Here is a 25,655-nt window from a genome sequence, read left to right as displayed (position 1 = left end):
CTCCCCCCGAGCTTCCGCCTGAACACCCCACGCGGCCTGCATCCGCGCACCGGCTGTCGCTGGGTCATCTGCTGCATCAGTCGTTGCGCATGACGGCGCGCGACTGGCGCGCGGGCGAGCTGACGATGCTGCTGTTCGCGCTCGTGCTGGCCGTCGCGGCGCTGTCGAGCGTGGGTTTTCTCGCGGACCGTCTGCATCAAGGGCTCGAACGCGACGCGCGGCGCATGATCGCCGCCGACTTCGTGGTCCGCGCCGATCATCCCGTCGATGCGCAGTTCGCGCAGCAGGCCAAAACGCTCGGCCTCGAGACGGCGACGACGGCCATCTTCCCCAGCATGGTCAATTCGACGGCGGCGCAGCCCGTTTCGCGGCTCGCGGCGGTGAAGGCCGTGTCGCCGGGCTATCCGCTGCGCGGCGCGTTGCGGATCGCGCTCGCGCCCGGCGCGCCCGACCGCGAAGTGCGCGGCATTCCGCCGCCCGGCGACGTATGGGTCGATCAGCAACTGCTCGACGCGCTGAGGGTGCATATCGGCGACAAGGTCAAGGTGGGCGGACGCGACTTCACGATCGGCGCGCTGATCACGCGCGAACTGGACCGCGGCTTCGCGTTCGTCAATTTTTCGCCGCGCCTGATGATGCGTGCCGACGATCTCGCGTCGACGGGACTGCTCGGCTACGGCAGCCGCGTCACGTATCGGCTGCTGGTGGCGGGCGGCGACAAGCCCGTTGCGTCGTTTGCGACGTGGGCGCATGAGCGCGTCGACAACGGCAAGATGCGCGGCGTCGCGCTGGAGTCGCTGCGGGACGGCCAGCCGCAGGTGCGCGAGACGCTCGATCGCGCGAACCACTTTCTCACGCTCGTGTCGCTGCTGACTGCGTTGCTCGCCGCCGTCGCGATTGCGATGGCCGCGCATCGCTATATGCGGCGCCATCTCGACAGCTGCGCGGCGATGCGCTGTCTTGGCGCGAGCCAGCGGACCTTGCGCGCGCTGTTCGTGTTCGAATTCGCCGGGCTCGGTTTGCTCGGCGGCATCGCGGGCGTCGTGCTCGGCTTCGGCGGGCATCTCGCGCTCTTCTGGTGGCTCGGCAGCCTGATCGACGTGACGCTGCCGTATCCGAGCATCTGGCCCGCGCTCGAAGGCATCGCGGCCGGTCTCGTGCTGCTGATCGGCTTTGCGCTGCCGCCGCTGTTGCCGCTCACGCATGTGCCGCCCGTGCGCGTGCTGCGCCGCGAATGGGGCGACGAAGGGCGCACCGCGTGGGCCGCGTACGCGCTCGGCATCGCGCTGTTCGCGGGCTTGCTGATTCTCGCGGCGGGCGAGTTGAAGCTCGGCGGCATCGTCGCGGGCGGTTTCGCGGGCGGCCTCCTGGTGTTCGCGCTGATCGCGCGCGCCGCATTGTGGAGCCTGTCGCGCATCATGCGCAGCGAGCGCTTCCATATCGGCATCGGCTGGCGCTATGCGCTCGCGTCGCTGGAGCGGCGCGCGAACGCGAGCGCGCTGCAGATCACGGCGCTCGCGATCGGCCTGATGTGCCTGCTGCTGATCGCGATGACGCGCAACGACCTGATCGAAGGCTGGCATCGCTCGACGCCGCCCGACGCGCCGAACGAGTTCATCATCGACATTCAGCCCGACCAGCGCGATGCCGTTACGCAGTATCTGGGCGCGCACGGCTTTGCGGGCATCGAGCTGGCGCCGATGGTGCGCGGCCGGCTGGTCGCGATCGACAACAAGCCCGTCAACCCGAACGACTACAAGAGCGAGGACGCGCGGCGTCTCGTCGATCGCGAGTTCAATCTGTCGTACACGACGCAGCTGCCCGACGACAACCGGATTGTGTCGGGCGAGTGGTACGGCAATGCGTCGAAGCCGCAGATATCGATCGAGCAGGGACTCGCGAAACTGCTCAACGTGAAGGTCGGCGACACGATGCGCTTCGACGTGACGGGCCTGCAGATCGAGGCGCCCGTGACGAGTGTGCGCAAGCTCGACTGGGGTTCGTTCAAGGTCAACTTTTTCGTCGTGATGCCGCCCGCCGCGTTGAAGGACTATCCCGCGACGTTCATCACGAGCTTCCATGTGCCGCCCGAGCAGCACAGGGTGATCGACGGGCTGGTCGGCCAGTATCCGAATCTCACCGCGATCGATACGGCGCCGATCCTCGCGCAGGTGCAGCGCGTGATCGGCCAGGTGATCGGCGCGGTGCAGTTCCTGTTCGCCTTTACGCTGATCGCGGGCGTGCTGGTGTTGTACGCGGCGCTGGCGGGCACGCGCGACGAGCGTATGCGAGAATCGGCGCTGCTGCGCGCGCTCGGCGCGTCGCACCGGCAGGTGCGGGCGGTGCAGATTGCGGAGTTCGTCGTGGTCGGCGCGCTGTCGGGGTTGATGGCCGCGCTCGGCTCGCAGCTGATCGGTTTCATTCTCGCGATGCGTGTATTCGATTTCACGATCGAATTCAATCCGTGGCTGCTGCCGACGGGCATCGCGGCGGGCGTCGCATGTGCGGCCGTCGGCGGCTGGATCAGCTTGCGTCATGTGCTGATGCGGCCCGCGCTGCAATCGCTGCGCGACGCGTGAGAAACGTGTGAGAAGCGCGCGTCGTTTGATGCATCGGCGCGAACGCGCGATGCCTTTGTGTTCCTCTTGAATGTGTAGTTGCCCGTATGACTGATCCGATTGACGAAGCACCGTCGCAGCCGACGGCCTTCGAACTCGTGGGCGGCGAGGCGCGCGTGCGCGAACTCGTCGACCGTTTCTACGACCTGATGGACCTCGAAGCCGACTTCGCCGGCATTCGCAAGCTGCATCCGCCGACGCTCGAAGGCTCGCGCGACAAGCTCTTCTGGTTCCTGTGCGGCTGGCTCGGCGGCCCCGATCACTACATCGGCCGCTTCGGCCATCCGCGTCTGCGCGCGCGGCATCTGCCGTTCCAGATCGCATCGAGCGAGCGCGACCAGTGGCTGCGCTGCATGGCGTGGGCGATGGAAGACGTCGGCCTGCCCGAGCCGCTGCGCGAGCGTCTGCTGCATTCGTTCTTCGATACGGCCGACTGGATGCGCAATCATCCGGGCTGACGTGTCGCGCTTCCTGGAAGCGTCGCGTCGAAACGCCCGGTACAGTCCCGCCGGGCGCGCCTCGATGTGAATGCGGCGGACATTCGCGATCCCGGCATAATGTCCGGCACGAACAAAGAATCAGGAGACACCCGATGACGACGCGTGCGCTCTTTCGCGACGACGCCTATCTGACCCACTGCGACGCGGTCATTACCGCGATCGACGAACAGGGCATCCATCTCGACCAGACGGTGTTCTATCCGCTCGGCGGCGGCCAGGCAGGCGACGCGGGCGTACTGACGCTCGCCGACGGCACGTGCATCGAGATCGCCGATACGCGCAAGGCGAAATTCGAAGACGCGACGCCCGACGACGCCGTCCACGTTCCGGCGCCCGGCCAGGAAGCGCTGCTCGCGCAGCTTGCCGTCGGGCAGCGGGTGACGGCGCAGATCGACTGGGAGCGCCGCTATCGGCATATGCGCCTGCACACGGCGAGTCACCTGATGTGCGCGGTGCTGCCGTATCCCGTCGACGGCTGCAGCATCACGTCCGCTTACGCGCGCCTCGACTTCGCGACCGTCGAGCCGATCGGACGCGAGCAGATCGAAGCGCGGCTCGCGGAGCTGGTGGGCGGCGCGCATGACGTCGCGACGCAATGGATCACCGATGACGAAATGGCCGCGCGCCCCGAACTCGTACGCACGATGAGCGTGAAGCCGCCGATGGGCTTGGGGCGGGTGCGGCTGCTGCGTATCGAAGGCGTCGATCTGCAGCCGTGCGGCGGCACGCATGTGCGCAATACGCAGGAGATCGGCGCGCTGCGCGTCGCGAAGCTGGAAAAGAAGAGCGCGCGCACACGGCGGCTGGTGCTGGAGTTCGCATGAGCGCGCGCTTCGACGCCGCTGGCTATTCGACGCAAGGCGACTACGCGTCGCTCGATGCGCATGCGCGCGATGTGCTCGACTGCTGGTTCGGCACGCCCGGCTCGGATGAATACGGCACCGACCGCAAGTGCTGGTTCAAGCGCAGCGACGCGTTCGACTCGATGTTGCGCGAGCGCTTCGGCGCGCTGATCGAAGCGGCGCTCGCGCATGAACTCGACGCGTGGCTCGCTACGCCGCTCGGCTCGCTCGCGCTCGTGATCGTGCTCGATCAGTTCACGCGCAACTGTCACCGGCATACGGCACGCATGTATGGCGGCGATGTGCAGGCGGTCAGCATCGCGCGCCGGATGGTCGAACAGGGTAGCGACCTGTTGCTGCCGACCGTCTATCACCGCGCGTTCGCGTATATCCCGTTCGAGCACGACGAAACACTGGAAGCCCAGCGCGAAGGCGTGCGCCTGTACGCGCTGCTCGAAGCGCAAGGGTTAGACCCATCGTATGCACGCTCGGCCACGCGGCATTTGCAGATCGTCGAACGCTTCGGGCGATTTCCGCATCGAAATGCGCTGCTCGCCCGTCCTTCCACTGATGAAGAAATCGCATTTTTGCGCGAGCCGGGATCGTCGTTCTAGAAGCCGGTGGCGTCGCGCTTCGACGTTGCACGGCGCTTCGCAGCCGCCACCGTGCCGTCCGCAATGATGGCAACGTGAGCGAAGCAGGCGAAGAATCAGCGGCCCGCGCTCACATCCAGCAGAGCGCCGTTTACATACGACGCCGCATCGCTCAACAGCCAGACGATCGCCTCGGCGACTTCTTCGGCCGTGCCCGGACGGCCCAGCGGCGTTTGCGCGCCGAGCACGGCGGCGCGGTCGGGGCGTCCGCCGCTCGCGTGGATGTCCGTGTCGATCAGGCCAGGGCGCACGGCATTCACGCGCACGCCTTGCGGGCCGAGTTCCTTCGCGAGGCCGATCGTCATCGTATCGACGGCGCCTTTCGAGCCCGCGTAATCGACGTATTCATTCGGCGACCCGAGCCGCGACGCCGCCGACGACACATTGACGATCGCGCCGCCATGTCCGCCGCGATCCTTCGCCATGCGCCGCGCCGCTTCGCGCGCGCACAGATATGCGCCATACACGTTGACGTCGAACATGCGCTTCAGACGCGCGGCGTCCATGTCGGCGAGCGGCATCGAAGGCGCGACGATGCCCGCGTTGTTGACGAGCGCATCGATGCGGCCATACGCGCTTTCGAGCGCATCGAACATCGCGACGACCTGCGCTTCGTCCGCGACGTCGCCTGCGATCACGCGCGCGTGGCCGCCTGCGCGCCCGACTTCGGCGGCGGCTTCTTTCGCGGCGGCTTCGTTGGCCGCGTAGTTGATACCGACGGACCAGCCGCGCGCGCCGAGCAGGCGCGCCGTCGCACGGCCGATGCCGCGGCTCGCACCCGTGATCAGAACCACTTTCATCGTGTATGCCTCATCTGTGCCTGACGTGCGCTGCCCGCGACGAAATCCCGCTCACCATAGCGAGCGCGCCGCGCGCTACACGCGCTCGCGCCTGTCCGCCCACTTGTCGCGCGCGGGCGGCTGATAGCGCTGCAGCTTGGTGATCAGCGCGGCGGGGTCGCTATCGATCTGCAGGATGTCGAAGTACGTCTGACGCATGAAGCCTTCCTGCACCGTGTGCTCGAGCAGCGAGATCAGCGGATCGTAGAAGCCGTCGATGTTCAGCACGGCCACCGCCTTCTGGTGATAGCCGAGCTGCGCCCACGTATAGACCTCGAACAGCTCTTCGAGCGTGCCCGCGCCGCCCGGCAGCGCGACGAACGCGTCCGACAGGTCGGCCATCATCTTCTTGCGCTGATGCATGTCGGGCACGACGTGCAGTTCCGACAGGCCATCATGACCGACTTCCTTGTTGACCAGCAGCTCGGGAATCACGCCTATTGCGCGGCCGCCCGCGGCCATCACTTCATCGGCGATCACGCCCATCAGGCCGACCTTGCCGCCGCCGTAGACGAGCGACAGGTTCGCGTCGACGAGCGCGCGGCCGAACGCCTTCGCGGCGTCGCGATACAGCGTTTTGGCTCCGTCCGACGAGCCGCAATACACACAGACTGCCTTCATCTTCAGCTTTCCTTCGATTCGTTGCGAGGTTCGCGCGGCGGCAGATAGTCGTAGAACTCGCGCTGCGGATGCTTGCCCGACACCAGATCGTCGAACAGCTCGCGCGAGCGGCCGCGCAGATACGGCGCCATCAACGACACGATCTGCACGCTCACCTGATGCAGCTCGGCGCGAATCGCTTCCTGCTCGTTGTACTTGCGCGGGTTCATCACGAACTGATACGACAGCCAGTACGTCGCGATCACGCCGATGTTGGTCGCGATCACCTTGATCTCATCGGGCGTCGCGACCATTTCGCCGTCGGCGACGAGCTGCTCGCAGAACTGGCTCGCGAAGCGCACCTTGTGGCTGATGATCTGCTTGAAGTGCGTTTCCAGCGTGCGGTTGCGCGCGAGCAGATCGTTCAGGTCGCGATACAGAAAACGGTAGCGCCACGTGAAATCGACCATGTACTGTAGATACGACCACATTTCGTCGATGGTCGCGCGATGATCTTCCGGAAAACGCAGACGCTTTTCGATCTCCTGCTCGAACTGGCTGAAGATGCTGTTGATGATGTCGTCTTTGTTGCGGAAGTGGTAGTACAGGTTGCCTGGACTGATCTCCATTTCCTCGGCGATCGTCGTCGTCGTGACGTTCGGCTCGCCGATCTCGTTGAAGAGCTTCAACGATAGTTCGAGAATCCGTTCGCGCGTGCGGCGGGGAGGTTTGGCTTCCATATCGTCCGGCCCTGGTTTTCGGGCAGTTGCGATGCCTCCGTGCTACGGCATGCTCTTCCGCCCGGTCTGGTTGGCTGTTTTTGAGACTATCGAACGATTATAAACCGACCGTTCTATACCCAGAACGCGCGCTTCTGTATGGCGCGGATGCGGTGGCGATGATGGCTCTTGAAGACTCGGGATGTGCGCTCGGGTCTTGCGCGCGGCGGCTAGCGCCCGAATCCGGATCACCGGCCGAACCACCCGCCGACCCAGTGGACGACGAGCGGTCCGACGATCAGCGCCCAGGTCATCACGCACATGAAGAGCGCGACCATCACGGCCGCGCTGCCGAGATCCTTCGCGCGCCGCGACAGCTCGTGGCGTTCGAGCGAGATGCGGTCGATGGCCGCTTCGACGCTCGAGTTGAGCAGCTCGACGATCAGCACGAGGAACACGGAGCCGAGCAGCAGCACGCGCGACACGGGCTCGACGGGCACGACGATGCCGCACGGCACAAGAATCGCCGCGAGGGTCAGTTCCTGGCGAAACGCGCTTTCCTCGCGGATCGCGACGCGAAAGCCCGCGAACGAGTTCTTCATCGCGTGCCAGGCGCGCGTGATGCCGCGATTGCCCTTGTACGGATTGAACGGCAGCGGCGCGAGGGGATCGTCAGGGCCGAGAGGCTCGTGCGGATCGTGCGTCTCGGTACGGGCGTCGCGGTGGACGTCGGCAGTGGCTTCGGCTTCGATGTCGGTCTCGATCAGCGTGTCCTCTTCGGAAGGCGCGGAATCGCGCGGAATCGACTTGCGCGTCGTGGATGACATGGGAGATGGCTTGCGTGCTGGACCGGGTTGAGTATGTCCAGCATAGCGCGACTGCGGCGCGCCGTCGTCATGCCGTGCGTTCACGTCGCCGAAAGGTTCCCGGTCCGGCTCGACGGCCGGACCGGCTTCGGACGCGATGGTTTCTGCGTCGCGCAGCGATTCCTGCGGGGCGCGCAATGCGTTCGATTGTCTCGTTTGCATGGGCGTGGCGGGAAGTGAGGGCGCTCGCGCGTCGGGCCGTGCGCTTCGGATACGCGCTTCGGATACGCGTTATGCGGCGGCGTTTTCCTCGCTGTAGGCGGCGCGCGGCAACGGCTTCAGATGCGCGGCGAACTGTTCGGAGGCGGCCGTCCACGAGAAGCGCTCGGCCCACTCGCGCGCGCGGCTGCGGTCGATCTTCAGCGCTTCGAGGCACGCTTCGCGCAGGTCTTCGTGCATCGCACCCGCGCCTCCGTCGCCAAGTACGTCGATGGGGCCCGTCACGGGATACGCGGCGACGGGCGTGCCGCATGCGAGCGCTTCGAGCAGCACGAGGCCGAACGTGTCGGTGCGGCTCGGGAACACGAATACATCGGCGGCCGCATAGACCTTCGCGAGCTCGGCTTGCGTCAGCACACCGAGATAGTTGACGGCGGGGTAGCGCGACTTGAGTTCGGCGAGCGCCGGGCCTTCGCCGGCGACCCATTTCGAGCCGGGCAGATCGAGCTTCAGGAACGCTTCGACATTCTTCTCGACGGCGACGCGTCCCACGTACAGAAAGATCGGCCGCGCGGTGTTCAGCACCTTCGAATCCATCATATGGAAGATGTCGAGATCGACGCCGCGCGTCCACAGCACCACGTTCGTGAAGCCGTATTTTTCGAGGTCCGCCTTCACGACGGGCGTCGGCGCCATCACGGACAGCGACGGCTTGTGGAACCAGTGCAGGAAGCGATACGTCCACGCAAGCGGAATGCCGAAGCGCGCCTGCACGTACTCGGGAAAGCGCGTGTGATACGCGGTCGTGAACGGCAGCTCGTGCTCGATCGCATAGGCGCGCGCGGCGAGTCCAAGCGGGCCTTCCGTCGCGATGTGCAACGCGTCCGGCTGGAATGCGTCGATGCGCTCGCGCAGATGGCGCTTCGGCAGCAGCGACAGGCGGATCTCAGGGTATGTCGGGCACGGAATCGTCTTGAACTCCAGCGGCGTCAGCAGATCGACTTTGTGGCCGATCTCCGTCAACTCGCGCGTCGTGTTCTTCAGCGTGCGGACGACGCCGTTGACCTGCGGCTCCCACGCATCGGTGACGATCATGATCTTCATGCAGTTGGCCCTCTCGTAGTGGTGGTTGTGTGCGGTCATGCCGTCGCGCGGGCCTTGGACGCGTTCGCTTGCGGCGAGCGGATCACGGTCCAGTAGATCACCTTCAGTTCGCCCTCGTACGTCTCGACGAGCGCCGACAGGCTCTCGACCCAGTCGCCGTCGTTGCAGTACAGCACGCCGTCGATCTCGCGAATCTCGGCCTTGTGGATGTGCCCGCAGACGACGCCGTCGCAGCCGCGGCGGCGCGCTTCGTCGGTCATCACGCGCTCGAACGACGAGATGAAGTTGACGGCGTTCTTCACCTGATGCTTCAGGTATTGCGACAGCGACCAGTACTGGAAGCCGAGCTTGCTGCGAATCCGGTTGAACCAGCGGTTCAGCACGAGGATCAGCGTATAGAGCGTGTCGCCGAGATACGCGAGCCACTTCGCGTGCTGGATCACGCCGTCGAACAGATCGCCGTGCACGATCCACAGCCGCTTGCCCGTGAGCGTCGTGTGAAACGCTTCGCCGCGCACGTGGATGTCGCCGAACGCGAGGTCGCAGAACTGGCGCGCCGCTTCGTCGTGATTGCCGGGGATGTAGACCACCTGCGTGCCCTTGCGCGCCTTGCGCAGCACCTTCTGCACGACGTCGTTGTGCGCCTGCGGCCAGTACCAGCCCTTCTTCAGTTGCCAGCCGTCGATGATGTCGCCGACGAGGTACAGATACTCTGATTCGTTGTGCCGCAGGAAATCGAGCAGGTACGGCGCCTGGCATCCGCCCGAACCGAGGTGAATGTCGGAGAGCCAGATCGTGCGATAGCGATGCGAGTTTTCGTGATCGTCATCGTGGTGGCTTTCGTTGGGCGATGGCGGCGTCGGCAGATGCGGAATCGTCGGCAGGGTTGCTGAGGGGGAGCGGGACCCGAAAGCGACGGGATCGACGCTCGGGCCAGTCTGGCGGAAGAGGGAGGTCGCGGACGTGTTGTTGTCCATGGCTCACGCGTCGAGTTGCAGTACCCGCATTCCGCCATCGCCGCATGACGAAGCCGTGACATTCACGAGAAGTTCTTATTACGTATCCGATGTGTCGGCTCGATGCAACGCAACATGCCATGCACGAATGCTGCGACCGCGCGATCGGCCCTCGGGAAAGCCCTGGCCGCCTGTGGCTTGTGCTGATGTAATCGATTGCATATCCTCTGAAACGTTTCAATCTCTGCGTACGATCAGAGCACAAGACCGGCCGGGCGACGAACCGGACATCGATAAAGGGGCTGACGAAACATGGGCGTATCCGAGCGGCTTTTGCCGACACTGCGCGACGTGGCCAATGCCGCCGAGGTCTCGGTCGGCACGGCGTCGAAGGTGTTGTCGGGCGTGCCGGGCGTGAGCGAAGCGCGCGCACAGCGCGTGTGGGACGCGGCGCGCCGGCTCGGCTATCGCCGCAACGGCATCGCCGCCGACTTGCGGCGCGGCAGGCCCAGTTCGATCGGCTTCGTGCTGCCCGATCTCACCAATCAGTTCTTCGTCGACATTGCGCGCGCGCTCGAAAACCGCGCGCTCGAACACGGCTACCGCCTGATCATGGCGCACGCCGACGAAGATCCCGAGCGCGAAATGGAGCGCATCCGCTTCGTGATGTCGCGCCAGGTGGCGGGCATGATCATCATTCCGTGCCGTGGCTACGAACACGCGATCGAAGAAGTGCGCGAGTGCAACGTGCCGCTCGTGATGGCCGACCGCGTCGACGATTCCTTTCCCGCCGATACCGTGACGACGGACAGCCACGCGGCGTCGTTCGACGGCACCGAGCATCTGATCGGGCTCGGCCACAAGCGCATCGCGTTTCTATTGAACACGCTCGAGCTCGTGAACTCGCGCGAGCGCGCGGACGGCTATATCGACGCGATGAAGCGCGCGGGACTCGACGCTCATATACGCGTCGTCGAATGCGGAATGACGGCGGCGGAGATCCACGCGTCGACGCTCGAAGTGCTGTCGAATGCCGTGCGCCCGACGGCGCTCTTCGCGGGCGGCAACGTGACGACGCTCGGCGCGTTGCGCGCGATCCGCGACGCCGACCTGCGTCTGCCCGAGGACATCTCGCTGCTTTCGTTCGACGACGCGCCGTGGATGTCGGTGCTGCGTCCGTATCTGAGCTCGATCCGTCAGCCGGTGGAGGCGATCGGCCATGCGATCTGGCAGCTGATGCTCAAGCTGCTGAACGGCGAGCGCAATGCGCCCGTGCATCTGAGCTTCAAGGCTGAACTGCTGGTGCGCGAGAGCACGGCGCCCGTGCCCGTCGAGCAGTCGGAAGTCGAGGAGACCCGCAGCAATTAAAACGTTTCAATCGGGGTGGGGCAGGCAGAACCAGTAACAACAGCGGTAACAGCAGCAGGGCAGTGGAGCAGGAGAGCAGGAGAAGGAGACGCACAAACCGCGCATCACGTAATGCGCAATGACAGCAACTATCTTGCATGTGACCAGAGCGAGGCACGAAAGCGCCGGACTCCGGATCGACAGGAGACACAAAGATGAACCGCAATCGCCGTCTGATTACTGGCGCGCTCTTATCGGCGCCTTTCGCCGGGCTGATGATCAAAGCCGGCTATGTGCACGCGCAGGGCAAGAAGTACCGCTTCGGCTTTTCGCAGGTGACGACCGTCGAGCCGTGGCGCGTCCAGTTCAACAAGGACATGAAGGCCGAGGCCGCCAGGCATCCGAATGTCGATCTCGTCATTGCCGATGCAAACGATCGCACCGACAAGCAGAACGCCGACATGGAGAACTTCATCGCGCAGAAGATGGACGTGATCTTCATCTCGCCGAAGGAGTCGGCGGGGCTCACGGGCGTCGTCGAGAAGGCGTTCAAGGCGGGCATTCCCGTGTTCGTGCTGGACCGCGAGGTGAACGGCGACCAGTACACGCAGTTCGTCGGCGGCGACAACGTGCTGATCGGCAAAGGCGTGGGCGAGTTCATCGTGAAGACGCAGGGCGGCGCAGGCAAGGCGAAGGGCAATATCGTCGAGGTGTGGGGCGGCTTCGGCACGCAGGCTTCGCACGACCGGCACGACGGCATGATGTCGTTCGTCGGCAAGGAGTCGGGGCTGAAGATCGTCGGGCAGCGCGTCGATTGCGACTGGAAGCAGGACAAGGCCTACGATTACATGAAGACGGTGCTGCGCGTGAATCCGCAGGTCGATCTCGTGTTCGCGCATAACGATCCGATGGCGTACGGCGCGTATCTCGCCGCGAAGGACGCAGGGGTCGAAAAGAAGATCAAGTTCGTCGGCGCGGACGGGCTGCCGAACGAAGGCGCCGTGTGGGTTGAAAAGGGCATTCTCACGGCGACGTTCGTCTATCCGACGCCGGGCGGCGAAGCGCTGCGCCAGGCGCTGAAGATGCTGGGCGGCGAAAAAATTCCGAAGAAGGTGATCATGCCGACGCAAGGCATTTTTGCCGACAACGCCAAGCAGTTCGTCGCGAGCTGAGCAGGACGTAAATGAGTTGGTGTAAAGCACGCGCAACGGTGGCCACAAACGTCGCGCGTGCTTCATACGCCACCTTGCATACCACTTCACACCACCCACGAAGAAGCAGCGGATGGAATCCATGACGCCGACCGCAACCAGTCTCGATCCACCTCTCGCGCAGCAGCGCGCTCCGGTGGGCGCGACGCCGCTCGTCGCCGCGACGCGCATTTCGATTGCGTTCAACGGCAGTCCTGCCCTCACCGACGTCGACTTCGACATCATGCCGGGCGAAGTGCATGCGCTCGTCGGCGAGAACGGCGCGGGCAAGTCGAGCCTGATGAAGATACTGGGCGGCCTGTATCTGCCCGATGCTGGCTCTATCGACGTAGCCGGCACGCGCACCGATTTTAGAACCACGGCCGATGCGATGGATGCCGGGATCGCGATCATCCACCAGGAGCTGAATCTGGTGGACAGCCTTTCCGTCGTCGACAACCTCTTTCTCGGCAAGGAAATCACGACGCGCTTCGGTTTTCCCGATCATCGCGCGATGCGGGCCAAAGCGCGCGACGTGCTCGCGCAACTGCAATTCAGGCCGTCGCCGGATGCGCTCGTCGGCGCGTTGCGGATCGGCGAAAAGCAGTTGATCGAGATCGCGAAGGCACTGCTCGCAGAAGCGCGCGTTCTCATCATGGACGAGCCGACCTCCGCGCTCTCCGACACCGAAACGCATGCGCTCGCCGTGCTCGTGCGCGCGTTGCGCGAGCGCGGGATGGGCATCGTGCTGATCAGCCATCGGCTGCACGAAGTGTTCGATCTCGCCGATCGCGTGACCGTGCTGCGCGACGGCCGCCATATCGCGACGCTGCCGATGAGCCGCGTCGAATCGGCGGAACAGCTGGTGTCGATGATGATCGGCAAGAACTTCGTCGCGCCGCATCGAGAGTCCGGCGAAGTGCGCGCGGCCGCCGACACGATGGTCGCCGTGCGCGATCTCACGCTCTTTGGCGAACATCGGCCCGTCGTCGACGGCGTGTCGTTCGAAGTGCGGCGCGGCGAGGTATTCGGTTTGTCGGGCCTGCTCGGCGCGGGCAAGACGGAGATTCTCGAAACGCTGTATGGCGTGTCGCCGTATCGCGTATCGGGCGCAATCGAGATCGGGCCGGCTAAGCGCGTGTTCAGAACGCCGGCGGAGGCCGTCGACGCGGGCGTTGCGTTCGTCACCGAAGATCGCAAGAAGGACGGGCTGATCGTCGATCAGTCGGTCGAGGCGAACTTCATGCTGCCGAGTCTCGCGCACATCGAAGGCTTTCCGTTCTACCGGCCTCGCGCGATCGCGCGACGCGTGGCCGCGCAGGCGAAAGCGTCGAACGTGAAGCACGGCGGTGCGTCGTCGCCCGTCGCGACGCTCTCGGGCGGCAATCAGCAGAAGCTCATCATCGGCAAGTGGCTGATGACGCAGCCCGCGATTCTGCTGCTCGACGAGCCGACGCGCGGCGTCGACGTGGCCGCGAAGGCCGAAATCTATAGCCAGATCCTGCAGGCGGCGCGCAGCGGACTGACGGTGGTGGTCGCGAGTTCGGAGATCGACGAACTGATGCTGATGTGCGACCGCATCCTCGTGCTGTGCGAAGGGCGCGCGCGCGGCGTGCTCGAACGCGAAGCGTTTTCCGCCGATGAACTCGTGAAGCTGGCATCGCCATGATGCCGATGGAGCCCCGAACATGCTGAAGACCAACGAACATCCGATGAATGCCATGCCCGACACACGGCAGCAGCGTCTGCGCGCGTGGCTGACGAACGTGAAGTACTACCTGGGACTCATCGTGCTGCTCGCGCTCGGCGCGCTCACTTCGCCGCATGCAGCGGACGGCAGCAATATCTTTCTGTCGTCGGCGAATTTCTCCGATGTGTTTCGCCAGGTGGCGAACGTCGGCGTGATGTCGGTGGGCATGACGCTCGTGATCATCACGGCGGGCATCGATCTGTCCGTCGGCTCGGTGATGGGCTTCGGCAGCGTGCTCACCGCGATCCTGCTCACGACGCCCGGCAGCAACGCGGCTTCGTGGACGTCGCTCGCACTCGATGCCGCGAGCGTGTTCGCCGTCGTCTATATGGCGGGCGGCATGGTCGCGCGGCGCATGCGTGCGGGCGGTGCGCGTGCCGGTGCTCGTGCTGGCGTTCATGCCCACGGGTCGCGAGGCGAGCGGCATCGCGCCGTTCGCGCGGGTATCGCCGCGCTCGTCGCGCTGCTCGCGTGCGGCTACGCGTGGCATCAGCTGCCGCAGAAGGTGTCGCTGCTGACGGTGCTCTGGATGGTGCCGCTCGCTGGCCTCTCGATCGGTGCGTTCAATGGCTTCATGATCACGCGCGGACGCATGCAGCCGTTCATCGTGACGCTCGCGGCGATGGTCGGCGTGATGGGCGTCGCGCGGCTCGTCGCCGGGCAGGATACGGCCGTTTATTCGATCTACAGCGGCAGCAACGCGACCACCGATATCGAAAATCTGCGCGCGCTGTTGTTCGGTGTCGTGCCCGTGCCTGCGCTCTTTTTCATTGTCATCGCGCTGATCGCGGACTTCGTGCTCAATCGCACGGTGTTCGGCAAGTACCTGTATGCGATCGGCGGCAACGAGAAGTGCGCGCGCATTTCGGGGCTCAAGGTCGATCGCCACAAGATCGCCGCATATGCGATTTCGGGCATGCTCGCGGCGCTGGTCGGCGTGCTCTACGCGGCGCAGTACCGGCAGGGGAAGGCGGATGCGGGCGTCGGCTGGGAGCTGGATGCGATCGCGGCCGTCGTGATCGGCGGAACGAGCCTGATGGGCGGCGTCGGACGGATCGCGGGCACTGTGGCGGGCGTGCTGATCTTCGGCTTTCTCGGCAACATCCTGCTGCTCAACAACATCGACAGCAATACGCAGCTGGTGTTGAAGGGGCTCATCATCGTCGTCGCGGTGTTCCTGCAGCAGACGCGGATGAATCCGCAAACGATGCTCGCGCGGCTGCGCGGCCGGCGCGTGGTGATGAATGCGCCGGGGCCTGAGGAGAAGGCCCGGTCGTGAGGGTTGAGCGCGCAGCGCTTGCTCGCGTGCCGCGCCTGGGCGTGTGCATCAGCGTGAGGTGGCGCGGTCGTCGTGAGCGCCGCGCTTGCGTGATGTGGACGTAAGCGTGTGCATCAACGTAAGGCGGTCGCGAACGCCGAGCGTGCGTGCTGTCAACGTAAGCGTGCGCTAAAAGGAGACGGCGCGCAGTGGCGAACTCGTGTGGTCGCTGCCCGGCGCGTCAGCGCGGCAACGAAACGATACGCGTGCCGGCCAGCCGGTCGTGCAGGAACTGCCGGCTCGCACCGATCCGGCCGACGGCCGCATACGAAACGAACCACACGGCGGCGACGATCAACGTCTGAGGCACGGCGAGCCCGAGCAGCGGATGCAGCGCGAGCGGCGGCAAGAACCACAGCCACGCGAGCACATAGCGCACGACTGCGCGCGGCACCGAGAGGCGCTCGCCACCCCGGGCGCCGACGACGCGCAGCCGCCACGTCTTCATCGGCAATGTCTGCCCGCCGTGCGTCCAGAACCAGACGAAGTACACGCCGATCACCAGAGCGACCCACGCCGCGAGCCAGTTGTGATGCACGAGCCCGTTGCGCTGCTGTGTGAGCGTGCTGAACAGATAGCCCGCGAAGAACACCACGCCGAACAGCAGCACGCCTTCGTACATCAGCGTCGCGAGACGCCGGCGGACGGTGGGCGCGGCGAGTTCGGGGGATTCGGGCTTGGGCGGCAGGGCTGCGGAGTCGACGGAAGTGGACACGGGCGGGGCCTCGGTTGCCGGTGATGAGCCCGCGGCGCAGGCTCGCGGGATTATGAGCCGTTGAAGATCGACGGCGCGTCGGACGGCGACACGGGCGTCGGCGTCGCCGGAGCGAAGCTGCCGGCGGCGGGAACGGCAGGCGCGCCCGGCGCGGGCATCATGCCTGCCGCTGCGCCCGCCGATGCACCTGCTGCCGGCGGCATGGGCACGCTCGCGAGCTTGTCCTTGCCGTTCACGAGGCGATTGATGTCCTTGATCTCGGACTTGCCGGAAGGCGGCGCGCTGACGACAGTGGGGCGGCGCTTATGCTCGCTTGCGGCGAGCTTCTGCTTCTGCTCTTCGGAGAGCTGCTGATACGCCTTCCACGCGTTCTGACGCGCCTCACGCGGCAGCTCCTTCGACACCTGATAGTTCTCACGCGCGACACGCCGCTGCTCGGGCGTCATGTGCACCCATTCCGTCATCCGTTCGTGGAGCCGCTTCTGCGCTTCGGGTGTCATCTTCGGGTAGCGCGACGCGATTTTCAGCCACTTGTGCTTGCGCTCTTCGCTGAAGCTGTCCCACTGCAACGCGAACGGCGCGAGCGCTGCGTGCTCGGAGCTGGTCAGCTTCGCCCATGCGAGCGGGCTGCTCGACGTCGGCAGGGCAGGCAGTTCGACGGTCAGCGCCGGGGCGGGCGCCGGCTTCGCGGGCGCGCCGGCAGCAGCGGGCGCCGCGGCCGCTATCGGTGTCGGGTAGAAGCGCGGATAGGTGGCGGCGAATGACACCAAGGCTGCGATCACGCATCCGGACACAACGGCGAGGCCGCGCTTGTAACTCACCCGTCAAATCTCCGCGGTCAGTGGTTGCGCGTCAGATACGCGTTGAACCCGTGATCGAGATAGGCATTGAGCGGCAGGTCGTCGCTCAGCATGGCGGCGTCGATATCGGCGAGCTCGGCCGTGCGCTGATGATCTTCCCACCACGCGATGCCCGCGAGGCCGACGACGAGCGCAAGCAGCGGCCACGCGAGCGCGAGCTTGCGCAGGCGCGGCAGGCGGCGCGATGCTTCCCGTTGCGGCATGCCCGCAAGCGTGCCGGCGCCGACGAAGACGGGCACGAAGGCGGGCGCATGCACGGCTTCGGGCTTCTTGCGAGCGAGCGCGGCACTGCGCGCAGCGGCGAGCCGGTCGGTGGTGGCGGTCGGAATGCGGGCAGCGTTTTCGTCGAGCGCACGGCGAAGCTGCCGCGCAAACTCGAGTTCTTTTATTTCGAGAGCGGAGCTCATAGCGTGATTCCTTTGGCCTTGAGCGCGTGCGCCAGCGTGTGCGTGGCTCGCGAGCAGTGCGTTTTCACACTGCCTTCCGAGCAGCCCATCGCGGCAGCAGTCTCAGCGACATCCATATCTTCCCAGTAACGCATCAGAAACGCCTCCCGTTGACGTGCCGGTAATTTTTGGATCTCGTCGTCAATCAACTGCAGCACCTGCTCGCGCTCGAACTGCTGCTCGCTGCTTTCCGCGCCCGTTGCGCCGTCCTGGCTTTCGAACGTCTCCAGCGGGTCGAAGTCCTCGTCTTCAGCATTGCCTAACGACGAAAACAGCGTCACCCAGGTGTTGCGCACTTTTTGCCGACGGAAATAGTCGTGCGTCGCATTCTGGAGAATACGCTGAAATAAAAGCGGCAGCTCAGCGGCAGGGCGGTCGCCGTATTTTTCGGCGAGCTTGATCATCGCGTCCTGCACGATGTCGAGCGACGCGTCATCGTCCCGCACGGCGTAGACCGTCTGCTTGAACGCGCGCCTTTCGACGCCCGCCAGAAAATCGGCGAGTTCCTTGTCTGATGCCATCCGTTGGGGGTCGGCGCAGCGAGTGTGCGCGAATCGGTCGAAAAATGTCGTAAAACTCGCGGATGCTAACAAACTTTCGCGCGAATCGGGGAAAAAGGCGGCAACCGTGCGGCTTGCATCCAGCGTTCGTCGAGCCTTGTCCAGGGATCATGCGGGTTCGGCGAAGCGGTCAGAAGTGGACGGCGGAAGGGTGGCCGCCGTCAATCATGGAAATATTTGCTTGACCATCGGACGCATCGTAGATATCGTCTACGGTTCGCAACATAAGTGACTTGTCTCATTTGAGTCGAGCCCAAGAAGCTCGCCTGTCAAACTGGACGCGCCGCTTGAACCCGAGCCACAAGCCCGGCAGAGAGCACCCGATCAATTTTTTGCCGAAAATTCGAAAGGTGAACGATGAATATGCCCAGCGCGGAATTCTCCACGTCGGATACCACACCCCCTCACGAAGCTGACTCGATCGGCGCCACCGTGCTCATGAAGGCACTGGCCGACGAAGACGTCGAGTTTGTCTGGGGCTATCCCGGCGGCTCGGTACTCTACATCTACGACGAGCTGTACAAGCAGGACAAGTTCCAGCACATCCTCGTGCGCCACGAGCAGGCCGCGGTTCACGCCGCCGATGCCTACTCGCGCTCGACCGGCAAGGTCGGCGTGTGCCTCGTGACCTCCGGCCCCGGTGTCACCAATGCGGTGACGGGCATCGCGACGGCCTATATGGACTCGATCCCGATGGTGATCATCAGCGGCCAGGTGCCGACTGCTGCGATCGGCCAGGATGCGTTTCAGGAGTGCGATACGGTCGGCATCACGCGTCCCTGCGTGAAGCACAACTTTCTCGTGAAGGACGTGCGCGACCTCGCCGCCACCGTCAAGAAAGCTTTCTATATCGCACGTACCGGCCGGCCCGGCCCCGTGCTGATCGACATTCCGAAGGACGTGTCGAAGGCGCCTTGCCAGTACGAGCCGTTGAAGAGCGTATCGCTGCGCTCTTACAACCCCGTCACGAAAGGCCACTCGGGCCAGATCCGCAAGGCCGTCGCGCTGCTGCTGTCGGCGAAGCGCCCGTACATCTACACGGGCGGCGGCATCATCCTCGCGGACGCGTCGCGCGAGCTGAACCAGTTCGCCGATCTGCTGGGCTATCCCGTCACGAACACGCTGATGGGACTCGGCGGCTATCGCGCCTCGGACAAGAAATTCCTCGGCATGCTCGGCATGCACGGCACGTACGAAGCCAACATGGCGATGCAGCACTGCGACGTGCTGATCGCGATCGGCGCGCGCTTCGACGATCGCGTGATCGGCGACCCCGTTCACTTCGCATCGCGCCCGCGCAAGATCATTCACATCGACATCGACCCTTCGTCGATCTCGAAGCGCGTGAAGGTCGACATCCCGATCGTCGGCGACGTGAAGGAAGTGCTGAAGGAGCTGATCGAGCAGCTGCAGACGGCCGAGCATGGCCCGGACACGGAGGCGCTCGCCGCGTGGTGGAAGGACATCGAAGGCTGGCGCTCGAAAGACTGCCTGAAGTACGACCGCGCAAGCGACATCATCAAGCCGCAGTACGTGGTCGAAAAGCTGTGGGAGCTGACGGACGGCAACGCGTTCGTGTGCTCGGACGTCGGCCAGCACCAGATGTGGGCCGCACAGTTCTACCGCTTCAACAAGCCGCGCCGCTGGATCAACTCGGGCGGTCTCGGCACGATGGGCTTCGGCCTGCCCGCGGCGATGGGCGTCAAGATGGCGCATCCGGATGACGAGGTTGTCTGCATCACGGGCGAAGGCTCAATCCAGATGTGCATCCAGGAGCTGTCGACCTGCAAGCAATACGACACGCCCGTCAAGATCATTTCGCTCAACAACCGCTATCTGGGCATGGTGCGCCAGTGGCAGCAGATCGAATACAGCAAGCGCTATTCGCATTCGTACATGGATGCGCTGCCCGATTTCGTGAAGCTCGCCGAAGCGTACGGGCACGTCGGCATGCGCATCGAAAAGACTGCGGATGTCGAGCCGGCGCTGAAGGAAGCGCTGCGCCTGAAAGATCGCACGGTGTTTCTAGACTTCCAGACCGATCCGACCGAAAACGTCTGGCCGATGGTCCAGGCCGGCAAGGGCATCACGGAGATGCTCCTCGGGTCGGAAGATCTATAACGAGCGCGTTTGTGCGCCGGCTTCGTCATGCGCGTCTTCACAAAAGGCGTGAGCGGATGGAGCGGCGCCAAATCGCATAAGGGCATGCATCGCCTGCATCGACATCTGGAAGAAGCGAACATGAGACACATCATTTCCGTCCTGCTGGAAAACGAACCGGGCGCGCTGTCGCGCGTGGTCGGCCTGTTCTCCGCACGGGGCTACAACATCGAAACCTTGACGGTGGCACCGACGGAAGACCGCTCGCTGTCGCGCATGACCATCGTCTCCATTGGCTCGGACGACGTGATCGAACAGATCACGAAGCATCTGAACCGCCTGATCGAGGTGGTGAAAGTGGTCGACCTGACCGAGGGCGCCCACATCGAGCGCGAGCTGATGCTGATCAAGGTAAGGGCAGTCGGCAAGGAACGTGAGGAGATGAAGCGGATGTCGGATATTTTCCGCGGCCGCATCATCGACGTCACCGAAAAGACCTACACAATCGAGCTGACGGGCGCGAGCGAGAAGCTCGACGCGTTCATCGAAGGGCTCGACGCTACCGCGATTCTCGAAACGGTCCGCACGGGCGGTTCGGGCATCGGACGCGGCGAGCGTATCCTGAAGGTTTGATGACGAGCCACAGAAGCCGGTTCGATCCGGACCCGGCGTCGCGTCATCCGCCGGGCCCACGCAACACACACGCAGCTTTGAATTTTTCTGAATTTCGCCAAGGAACAGACATGAAAGTTTTCTACGACAAGGACGCCGACCTCTCCCTCATCAAAGGCAAGCAGGTCACCATCATCGGCTATGGCTCGCAAGGCCATGCTCATGCGCTGAACCTGAAGGAAAGCGGCGTGAACGTCACGGTGGGTCTGCGCAAGGGCGGCGCATCGTGGAGCAAGGCTGAGAACGCTGGCCTCGCGGTGAAGGAAGTGGCGGAAGCCGTGAAGGGCGCCGACGTCGTGATGATGCTGCTGCCCGACGAGCAGATCGCCGAGGTGTACGCGAAGGAAGTCGCCGCGAACATCAAGCAGGGCGCAGCGCTCGCGTTCGCGCACGGCTTCAACGTGCACTACGGCCAGGTGATCCCGCGCGCGGATCTCGACGTCATCATGATTGCGCCGAAGGCGCCGGGCCACACGGTGCGCAACACGTACCAGAACGGCGGCGGCGTGCCGCACCTGATCGCCGTCGCGCAAGACAAGTCGGGCGCGGCGCGCGACATCGCGCTGTCGTATGCAGCGGCGAACGGCGGCGGCCGTGCCGGCATCATCGAAACGAACTTCCGCGAAGAGACGGAAACCGACCTGTTCGGCGAGCAGGCCGTGCTGTGCGGCGGTACGGTCGAGCTGATCAAGGCTGGTTTCGAGACGCTGGTCGAAGCGGGCTACGCACCGGAAATGGCGTACTTCGAGTGCCTGCACGAACTGAAGCTGATCGTCGACCTGATCTACGAAGGCGGCATCGCGAACATGAACTACTCGATCTCGAACAACGCCGAGTACGGCGAGTACGTGACGGGTCCGCGCGTCGTCACGGAAGAAACGAAGAAGGTGATGAAGGAAGTCCTGAAGGACATCCAGACGGGCGAGTACGCGAAGAGCTTCATCATCGAAAACCGCGCGGGCGCGCCGACGCTGCAGTCGCGTCGCCGCATCACGGCCGAGCACCAGATCGAGCAGGTCGGCTCGAAGCTGCGCGCGATGATGCCGTGGATCGCGAAGAACAAGCTGGTCGATCAGTCGAAGAACTAATCTGCCTGTTTTTCGCACTCCGGCGCACGAAATGCGCCGGAAGCGTCAAAAAGCCGTCCAGGTGTGCTGAACCCTGGACGGCTTTTGCTATCCTACGGTTTTCCAAAAGACTGAACCCATCTATGAATTACCCCCATCCGATCATCGCGCGCGAAGGCTGGCCGTTCATCGCCGTCGCGGTCGTCGTTGCGTTGTTGATCCACTTCGTCGCAGGGTTCGGCATTGCCTGGATTTTCTGGCTGTTGGTCATCTTCGTCGTGCAGTTCTTCCGCGATCCCGCCCGTCCCATTCCGACCCAGGCGAACGCGGTGCTGTGTCCCGCCGATGGCCGCATCGTCGCCGTCGAAACCGCGCACGATCCGTATGCGAATCGCGAAGCGCTGAAGATCAGCGTGTTCATGAACGTGTTCAACGTGCACTCGCAGCGTTCGCCCGTCGATGGCGCGATCTCGAAGGTCGAGTACTTTCCGGGCGCGTATCTGAATGCCGCTGTCGACAAGGCGTCGACGGAAAACGAACGTAACGCGATTGTCATCGAAACCGCGAGCGGAGCGACCGTGACGTCGGTGCAGATCGCCGGCCTGATCGCGCGGCGAATCCTGTGCTACGTGAGGGCGGGCGAGCCGCTGACGCGCGGTCAGCGCTACGGCTTCATCCGCTTCGGTTCGCGCGTCGACGTGTATCTGCCGATGGGCAGCCGCCCGCGTGTGTCGATCGGCGAGAAGGTGTCCGCGTCGTCCACCATTCTGGCTGAGCTATAAGCGGCACAGGGAGAGTTCGATGGCCGCATTCAAACCGCGTCGTCCTCGAAGCAGCGGTGCGCCGCAGCCGCGTCCGTTCCGGCGCAACAAGCCGCCCGTCGTCGCGGAATCCACTGTGATCGACAGCCGGCGTGCCGCGCGCCAGCAATTTCTGCGCAAGCGCGGCATCTATCTGCTGCCGAACGCGTTCACGACGGCCGCGCTTTTCTGCGGCTTCTTCGCCGTCGTGCAGGCAATGAACGTGCGCTTCGAAGTCGCGGCGATTGCGATTTTCGTCGCGATGGTGCTCGACGGCATGGACGGCCGCGTCGCGCGCATGACGCATACCCAAAGCGCATTCGGCGAGCAGTTCGACAGCCTGTCGGACATGGTGTCGTTCGGCGTTGCACCGGCGCTCGTGATGTACGAGTGGATTCTCAAGGATCTCGGCCGCTGGGGCTGGCTTGCGGCGTTCGTCTACTGCTCGGGCGCGGCGCTGCGTCTCGCACGCTTCAACACGAACATCGGCGTCGTCGACAAGCGCTTCTTCCAGGGCATGCCGAGCCCGGCCGCGGCAGCGCTGATCGCGGGCTTCGTGTGGCTCGCCACCGACAACCGCGTGCCGCTCAAGCTCGTGTGGCTGCCGTGGGTCGCGTTCGCGCTGACCATCTACGCGGGCGTCACGATGGTGTCGAACGCGCCGTTCTACAGCGGCAAGGCGCTCGACGTGCGCCATCGCGTGCCGTTCGCAGCGATCCTGCTGGTGGTGGTCGCGTTCGTGCTGGTGTCGTCCGATCCGCCGCTGATGCTGTTCGGCCTCTTCGTGCTGTACGGCTTCTCGGGCTATGTGTTCTGGGCGTACCGCGCGATGCGCGGGATGGGCAATCCGGCGCGCTCGTCGCAGCGTCCGAACTGACGACGCTCAAACGCGGCGCAGTGAAACGGATACGGAGCGGCAGCATGCGGGCTGCCGTTTTTTTCTTGCCGCTTTGCGCAGCTAGTTCGTCTTGCCCGTTTGTATCCCCGATTCACCTTCGCGACGTGAACGTGATTGTCGCGATCGCCGGGCGCCGGCAAATCCTATGACCGCCCTGGTTAGCCTCAATTGCGCGTTTTCGGGATTGCCGCTATAGTCGCTGGCATGGCACTTTCCAAGTTCCCCTTCCTGTCTCTTCAAGCCGGCAAGCTACTAAGCTCGCTAGCTCTAGCGCGCCTGCCGCGCTGATCGTTTTCGCCCTCCGTTTGCCTCGTTCGTTGTTTAGCGTCGCCTGCGGTGGTGGCGCAAACACTCGAATTCCGTTTTCCTGATTCAAACCAACCGAATCCCCCTGGAGACCTGAGATGGCAGACAAGCTCATCATTTTCGACACGACGTTGCGCGACGGCGAGCAATCGCCCGGTGCGTCGATGACGAAGGAAGAAAAAATCCGCATCGCGAAGCAACTGGAGCGGATGAAAGTCGACGTGATCGAGGCGGGCTTTGCCGCCAGCTCGAACGGCGATTTCGACGCCATCCACACGATCGCCGGCATGGTCAAGGACAGCACGGTCTGCTCGCTGGCGCGCGCGAACGATAAGGACATCCAGCGTGCCGCCGATGCGCTCAAGCCCGCCGATCACTTCCGCATCCACACGTTCATCGCGACGTCCGCGCTGCACATGGAGAAGAAGCTGCGCATGTCGCCCGAGCAGGTGCTCGAGCAGGCGAAGCTGGCCGTGCGTTTTGCGCGCAAGTTCACGAACGACGTCGAGTTCTCGCCGGAAGACGGCAGCCGCTCGGATATGGACTTCCTGTGCCGCGTGCTCGAAGCCGTGATCGCGGAAGGCGCGACGACGATCAACATCGCCGATACCGTCGGCTACGGCGTGCCTGAGCTGTACGGCAATCTCGTGAAAACGCTGCGCGAGCGCATTCCGAATTCGGATAAGGCGATTTTCTCGGTGCACTGTCACAACGACCTCGGCATGGCCGTGGCGAACTCGCTGGCGGGCGTGCAGATCGGCGGCGCGCGTCAGGTGGAGTGCACGGTCAACGGTCTCGGCGAGCGCGCGGGCAATACGTCGCTCGAAGAAATCGTGATGGCCGTGAAGACCCGCAAGGACTACTTCGGCCTCGACCTCGGCATCGACACGACGCAGATCGTGCCGGCGTCGAAGCTCGTGTCGCAGATCACGGGCTTCGTCGTGCAGCCGAACAAGGCCGTGGTCGGTGCTAACGCGTTTGCACACGCGTCGGGTATCCATCAGGACGGCGTGCTGAAGGCGCGCGACACGTACGAAATCATGCGCGCTGAAGACGTGGGCTGGACGGCGAACAAGATCGTGCTAGGCAAGCTGTCGGGGCGCAACGCGTTCAAGCAGCGTCTGCAGGAACTCGGCATCACGCTCGACAGCGAAAGCGAACTGAACCTCGCATTCCAGCGCTTCAAGGAACTGGCGGACCGCAAGGCCGAAATCTTCGACGAGGACATCATCGCGATCGTCGCGGAAGAGTCGGCGGAAGCGCAGGAAAAGGAGCATTACAAGTTCGTGTCGCTGTCGCAGCATTCGGAAACGGGCGAGCGGCCGCATGCGCGCATTGTGTTCTCGGTCGCAGGCAAGGAAGTGGTCGGCGAGGCGAACGGCAACGGTCCCGTCGACGCGACGCTGAACGCGATCGAAACCGAAGTGGGCAGCGGTTCGGAACTGCTGCTGTATTCCGTCAACGCGATCACGACGGGCACGCAGGCGCAAGGCGAAGTGACCGTGCGTCTGTCGAAGGCGGGGCGGATCGTGAACGGCGTGGGTACGGACCCGGATATCGTCGCTGCATCGGCGAAGGCGTATATCTCGGCGCTCAACCGTTTGTACGCGGGCCAGGACAAGCTGAATCCGCAGCGCGCGGAAATCTGACGCCGCGTTCGTTGCGTTCGGTTGCATCGAAAACCCCGCTGTGGCGATCCGCTGCGGCGGGGTTTTTTATCAGCTACGTTGCATGAAAAAAGCCGCCACCAATTGGACGCCCCAATGGACG

General features: G+C 64.3%; 24 protein-coding genes. 14 read left to right on the top strand and 10 right to left on the bottom strand.

Annotation, left to right across the window (positions count from 1 at the left end):
- The first annotated feature begins 89 nt into the window (after window positions 1-89).
- From BMW76_RS06970 to BMW76_RS06955, 4 genes are all read left to right on the top strand, one after another.
- Entirely contained in the window at window positions 90-2,579 is a 2,490-nt protein-coding gene (locus tag BMW76_RS06970; protein WP_090864659.1) for an ABC transporter permease, read from the top strand.
- Between the two features lie 86 nt (window positions 2,580-2,665).
- Entirely contained in the window at window positions 2,666-3,076 is a 411-nt protein-coding gene (locus tag BMW76_RS06965) for a group II truncated hemoglobin (protein WP_090864425.1), read from the top strand.
- Between the two features lie 134 nt (window positions 3,077-3,210).
- Window positions 3,211-3,942, top strand: a complete 732-nt coding sequence (locus tag BMW76_RS06960) for an alanyl-tRNA editing protein (RefSeq protein ID WP_090864424.1) — start codon at window positions 3,211-3,213, stop codon at window positions 3,940-3,942.
- Window positions 3,939-4,574, top strand: coding sequence for a DUF924 family protein (locus tag BMW76_RS06955; RefSeq protein WP_090864423.1), 636 nt, complete (start codon window positions 3,939-3,941; stop codon window positions 4,572-4,574). The genes BMW76_RS06960 and BMW76_RS06955 overlap by 4 nt, the downstream gene beginning before the upstream one ends.
- A 95-nt stretch (window positions 4,575-4,669) precedes the next feature.
- Here BMW76_RS06955 and BMW76_RS06950 read toward each other — a convergent pair whose 3' ends face one another.
- The 6 genes from BMW76_RS06950 to BMW76_RS06925 form a co-directional block, all read right to left on the bottom strand.
- On the bottom strand, window positions 4,670-5,413 hold the full coding sequence (locus tag BMW76_RS06950; RefSeq protein WP_090864422.1) for an SDR family oxidoreductase: 744 nt from the start codon (window positions 5,411-5,413) through the stop codon (window positions 4,670-4,672).
- A gap of 75 nt (window positions 5,414-5,488) precedes the next feature.
- Complete coding sequence (locus tag BMW76_RS06945; protein WP_090864421.1) at window positions 5,489-6,073, bottom strand: LOG family protein; 585 nt, start codon at window positions 6,071-6,073, stop codon at window positions 5,489-5,491.
- Window positions 6,074-6,075: 2 nt separating this feature from the next.
- Window positions 6,076-6,792, bottom strand: coding sequence for a TetR/AcrR family transcriptional regulator (locus BMW76_RS06940; RefSeq protein WP_087733310.1), 717 nt, complete (start codon window positions 6,790-6,792; stop codon window positions 6,076-6,078).
- Window positions 6,793-7,019: 227 nt separating this feature from the next.
- Window positions 7,020-7,799 carry a diacylglycerol kinase gene (locus BMW76_RS06935; protein WP_177200321.1) on the bottom strand — a complete coding sequence of 260 codons (780 nt, stop codon included), beginning with the start codon at window positions 7,797-7,799 and terminating at the stop codon, window positions 7,020-7,022.
- Between the two features lie 69 nt (window positions 7,800-7,868).
- Window positions 7,869-8,900, bottom strand: a complete 1,032-nt coding sequence (locus BMW76_RS06930) for a glycosyltransferase family 4 protein (RefSeq protein ID WP_090864420.1) — start codon at window positions 8,898-8,900, stop codon at window positions 7,869-7,871.
- A gap of 35 nt (window positions 8,901-8,935) precedes the next feature.
- Complete coding sequence (locus tag BMW76_RS06925) at window positions 8,936-9,877, bottom strand: UDP-2,3-diacylglucosamine diphosphatase (RefSeq protein ID WP_090864419.1); 942 nt, start codon at window positions 9,875-9,877, stop codon at window positions 8,936-8,938.
- 291 nt (window positions 9,878-10,168) lie between these two features.
- Between BMW76_RS06925 and BMW76_RS06920 the strand changes: the two genes are divergently transcribed.
- From BMW76_RS06920 to BMW76_RS06905, 4 genes are all read left to right on the top strand, one after another.
- Window positions 10,169-11,224, top strand: coding sequence for a LacI family DNA-binding transcriptional regulator (locus BMW76_RS06920; protein WP_090864418.1), 1,056 nt, complete (start codon window positions 10,169-10,171; stop codon window positions 11,222-11,224).
- A gap of 194 nt (window positions 11,225-11,418) precedes the next feature.
- Window positions 11,419-12,375, top strand: coding sequence for a substrate-binding domain-containing protein (locus BMW76_RS06915; protein ID WP_090864417.1), 957 nt, complete (start codon window positions 11,419-11,421; stop codon window positions 12,373-12,375).
- 112 nt (window positions 12,376-12,487) lie between these two features.
- Complete coding sequence (locus BMW76_RS06910; protein WP_245763135.1) at window positions 12,488-14,062, top strand: sugar ABC transporter ATP-binding protein; 1,575 nt, start codon at window positions 12,488-12,490, stop codon at window positions 14,060-14,062.
- Window positions 14,063-14,081: 19 nt separating this feature from the next.
- Entirely contained in the window at window positions 14,082-15,422 is a 1,341-nt protein-coding gene (locus BMW76_RS06905) for an ABC transporter permease (protein WP_090864416.1), read from the top strand.
- Between the two features lie 220 nt (window positions 15,423-15,642).
- On the opposite strand, the gene BMW76_RS06900 is transcribed toward BMW76_RS06905, so the two are convergent.
- Genes BMW76_RS06900 through BMW76_RS06885 form a run of 4 tightly spaced genes read right to left on the bottom strand, consistent with a single transcriptional unit; the run spans window position 15,643 to window position 18,003 of the window.
- Window positions 15,643-16,176, bottom strand: a complete 534-nt coding sequence (locus BMW76_RS06900) for an RDD family protein (protein ID WP_090864415.1) — start codon at window positions 16,174-16,176, stop codon at window positions 15,643-15,645.
- A 50-nt stretch (window positions 16,177-16,226) separates the two neighbouring features.
- Complete coding sequence (locus tag BMW76_RS06895) at window positions 16,227-16,997, bottom strand: DUF3106 domain-containing protein (protein WP_090864414.1); 771 nt, start codon at window positions 16,995-16,997, stop codon at window positions 16,227-16,229.
- 17 nt (window positions 16,998-17,014) lie between these two features.
- Complete coding sequence (locus BMW76_RS06890) at window positions 17,015-17,443, bottom strand: DUF3619 family protein (protein ID WP_090864413.1); 429 nt, start codon at window positions 17,441-17,443, stop codon at window positions 17,015-17,017.
- Window positions 17,440-18,003 (bottom strand): RNA polymerase sigma factor, encoded by a 564-nt coding sequence (locus BMW76_RS06885; protein WP_090864412.1) that lies wholly within the window; start codon window positions 18,001-18,003, stop codon window positions 17,440-17,442. The genes BMW76_RS06890 and BMW76_RS06885 overlap by 4 nt, the downstream gene beginning before the upstream one ends.
- A gap of 396 nt (window positions 18,004-18,399) precedes the next feature.
- Between BMW76_RS06885 and BMW76_RS06880 the strand changes: the two genes are divergently transcribed.
- The 6 genes from BMW76_RS06880 to BMW76_RS06855 all read left to right on the top strand — a co-directional run bounded on the left by BMW76_RS06880 (window position 18,400) and on the right by BMW76_RS06855 (window position 25,534).
- On the top strand, window positions 18,400-20,163 hold the full coding sequence (locus BMW76_RS06880) for an acetolactate synthase 3 catalytic subunit (protein ID WP_090864411.1): 1,764 nt from the start codon (window positions 18,400-18,402) through the stop codon (window positions 20,161-20,163).
- A gap of 120 nt (window positions 20,164-20,283) precedes the next feature.
- On the top strand, window positions 20,284-20,775 hold the full coding sequence (ilvN, locus tag BMW76_RS06875) for an acetolactate synthase small subunit (protein ID WP_007588180.1): 492 nt from the start codon (window positions 20,284-20,286) through the stop codon (window positions 20,773-20,775).
- Window positions 20,776-20,885: 110 nt separating this feature from the next.
- On the top strand, window positions 20,886-21,902 hold the full coding sequence (gene ilvC / locus BMW76_RS06870) for a ketol-acid reductoisomerase (RefSeq protein ID WP_090864410.1): 1,017 nt from the start codon (window positions 20,886-20,888) through the stop codon (window positions 21,900-21,902).
- A gap of 122 nt (window positions 21,903-22,024) precedes the next feature.
- Window positions 22,025-22,663 (top strand): phosphatidylserine decarboxylase, encoded by a 639-nt coding sequence (locus BMW76_RS06865; protein ID WP_090864409.1) that lies wholly within the window; start codon window positions 22,025-22,027, stop codon window positions 22,661-22,663.
- Between the two features lie 19 nt (window positions 22,664-22,682).
- Window positions 22,683-23,558, top strand: coding sequence for a CDP-diacylglycerol--serine O-phosphatidyltransferase (gene pssA / locus BMW76_RS06860; RefSeq protein ID WP_090864408.1), 876 nt, complete (start codon window positions 22,683-22,685; stop codon window positions 23,556-23,558).
- A gap of 425 nt (window positions 23,559-23,983) precedes the next feature.
- Window positions 23,984-25,534: a 2-isopropylmalate synthase gene (locus BMW76_RS06855; protein WP_090864407.1), complete on the top strand. Its 1,551-nt coding sequence runs from the start codon at window positions 23,984-23,986 to the stop codon at window positions 25,532-25,534.
- Window positions 25,535-25,655 lie beyond the last annotated feature (121 nt).

Origin of the sequence: Paraburkholderia diazotrophica (assembly GCF_900108945.1) — a bacterium.
Taxonomy (GTDB): Bacteria; Pseudomonadota; Gammaproteobacteria; order Burkholderiales; family Burkholderiaceae; genus Paraburkholderia; species Paraburkholderia diazotrophica.
The sequence above is the reverse complement of the archived record's forward strand: the minus strand, read 5'-3'. Positions and strand labels throughout refer to the sequence as shown.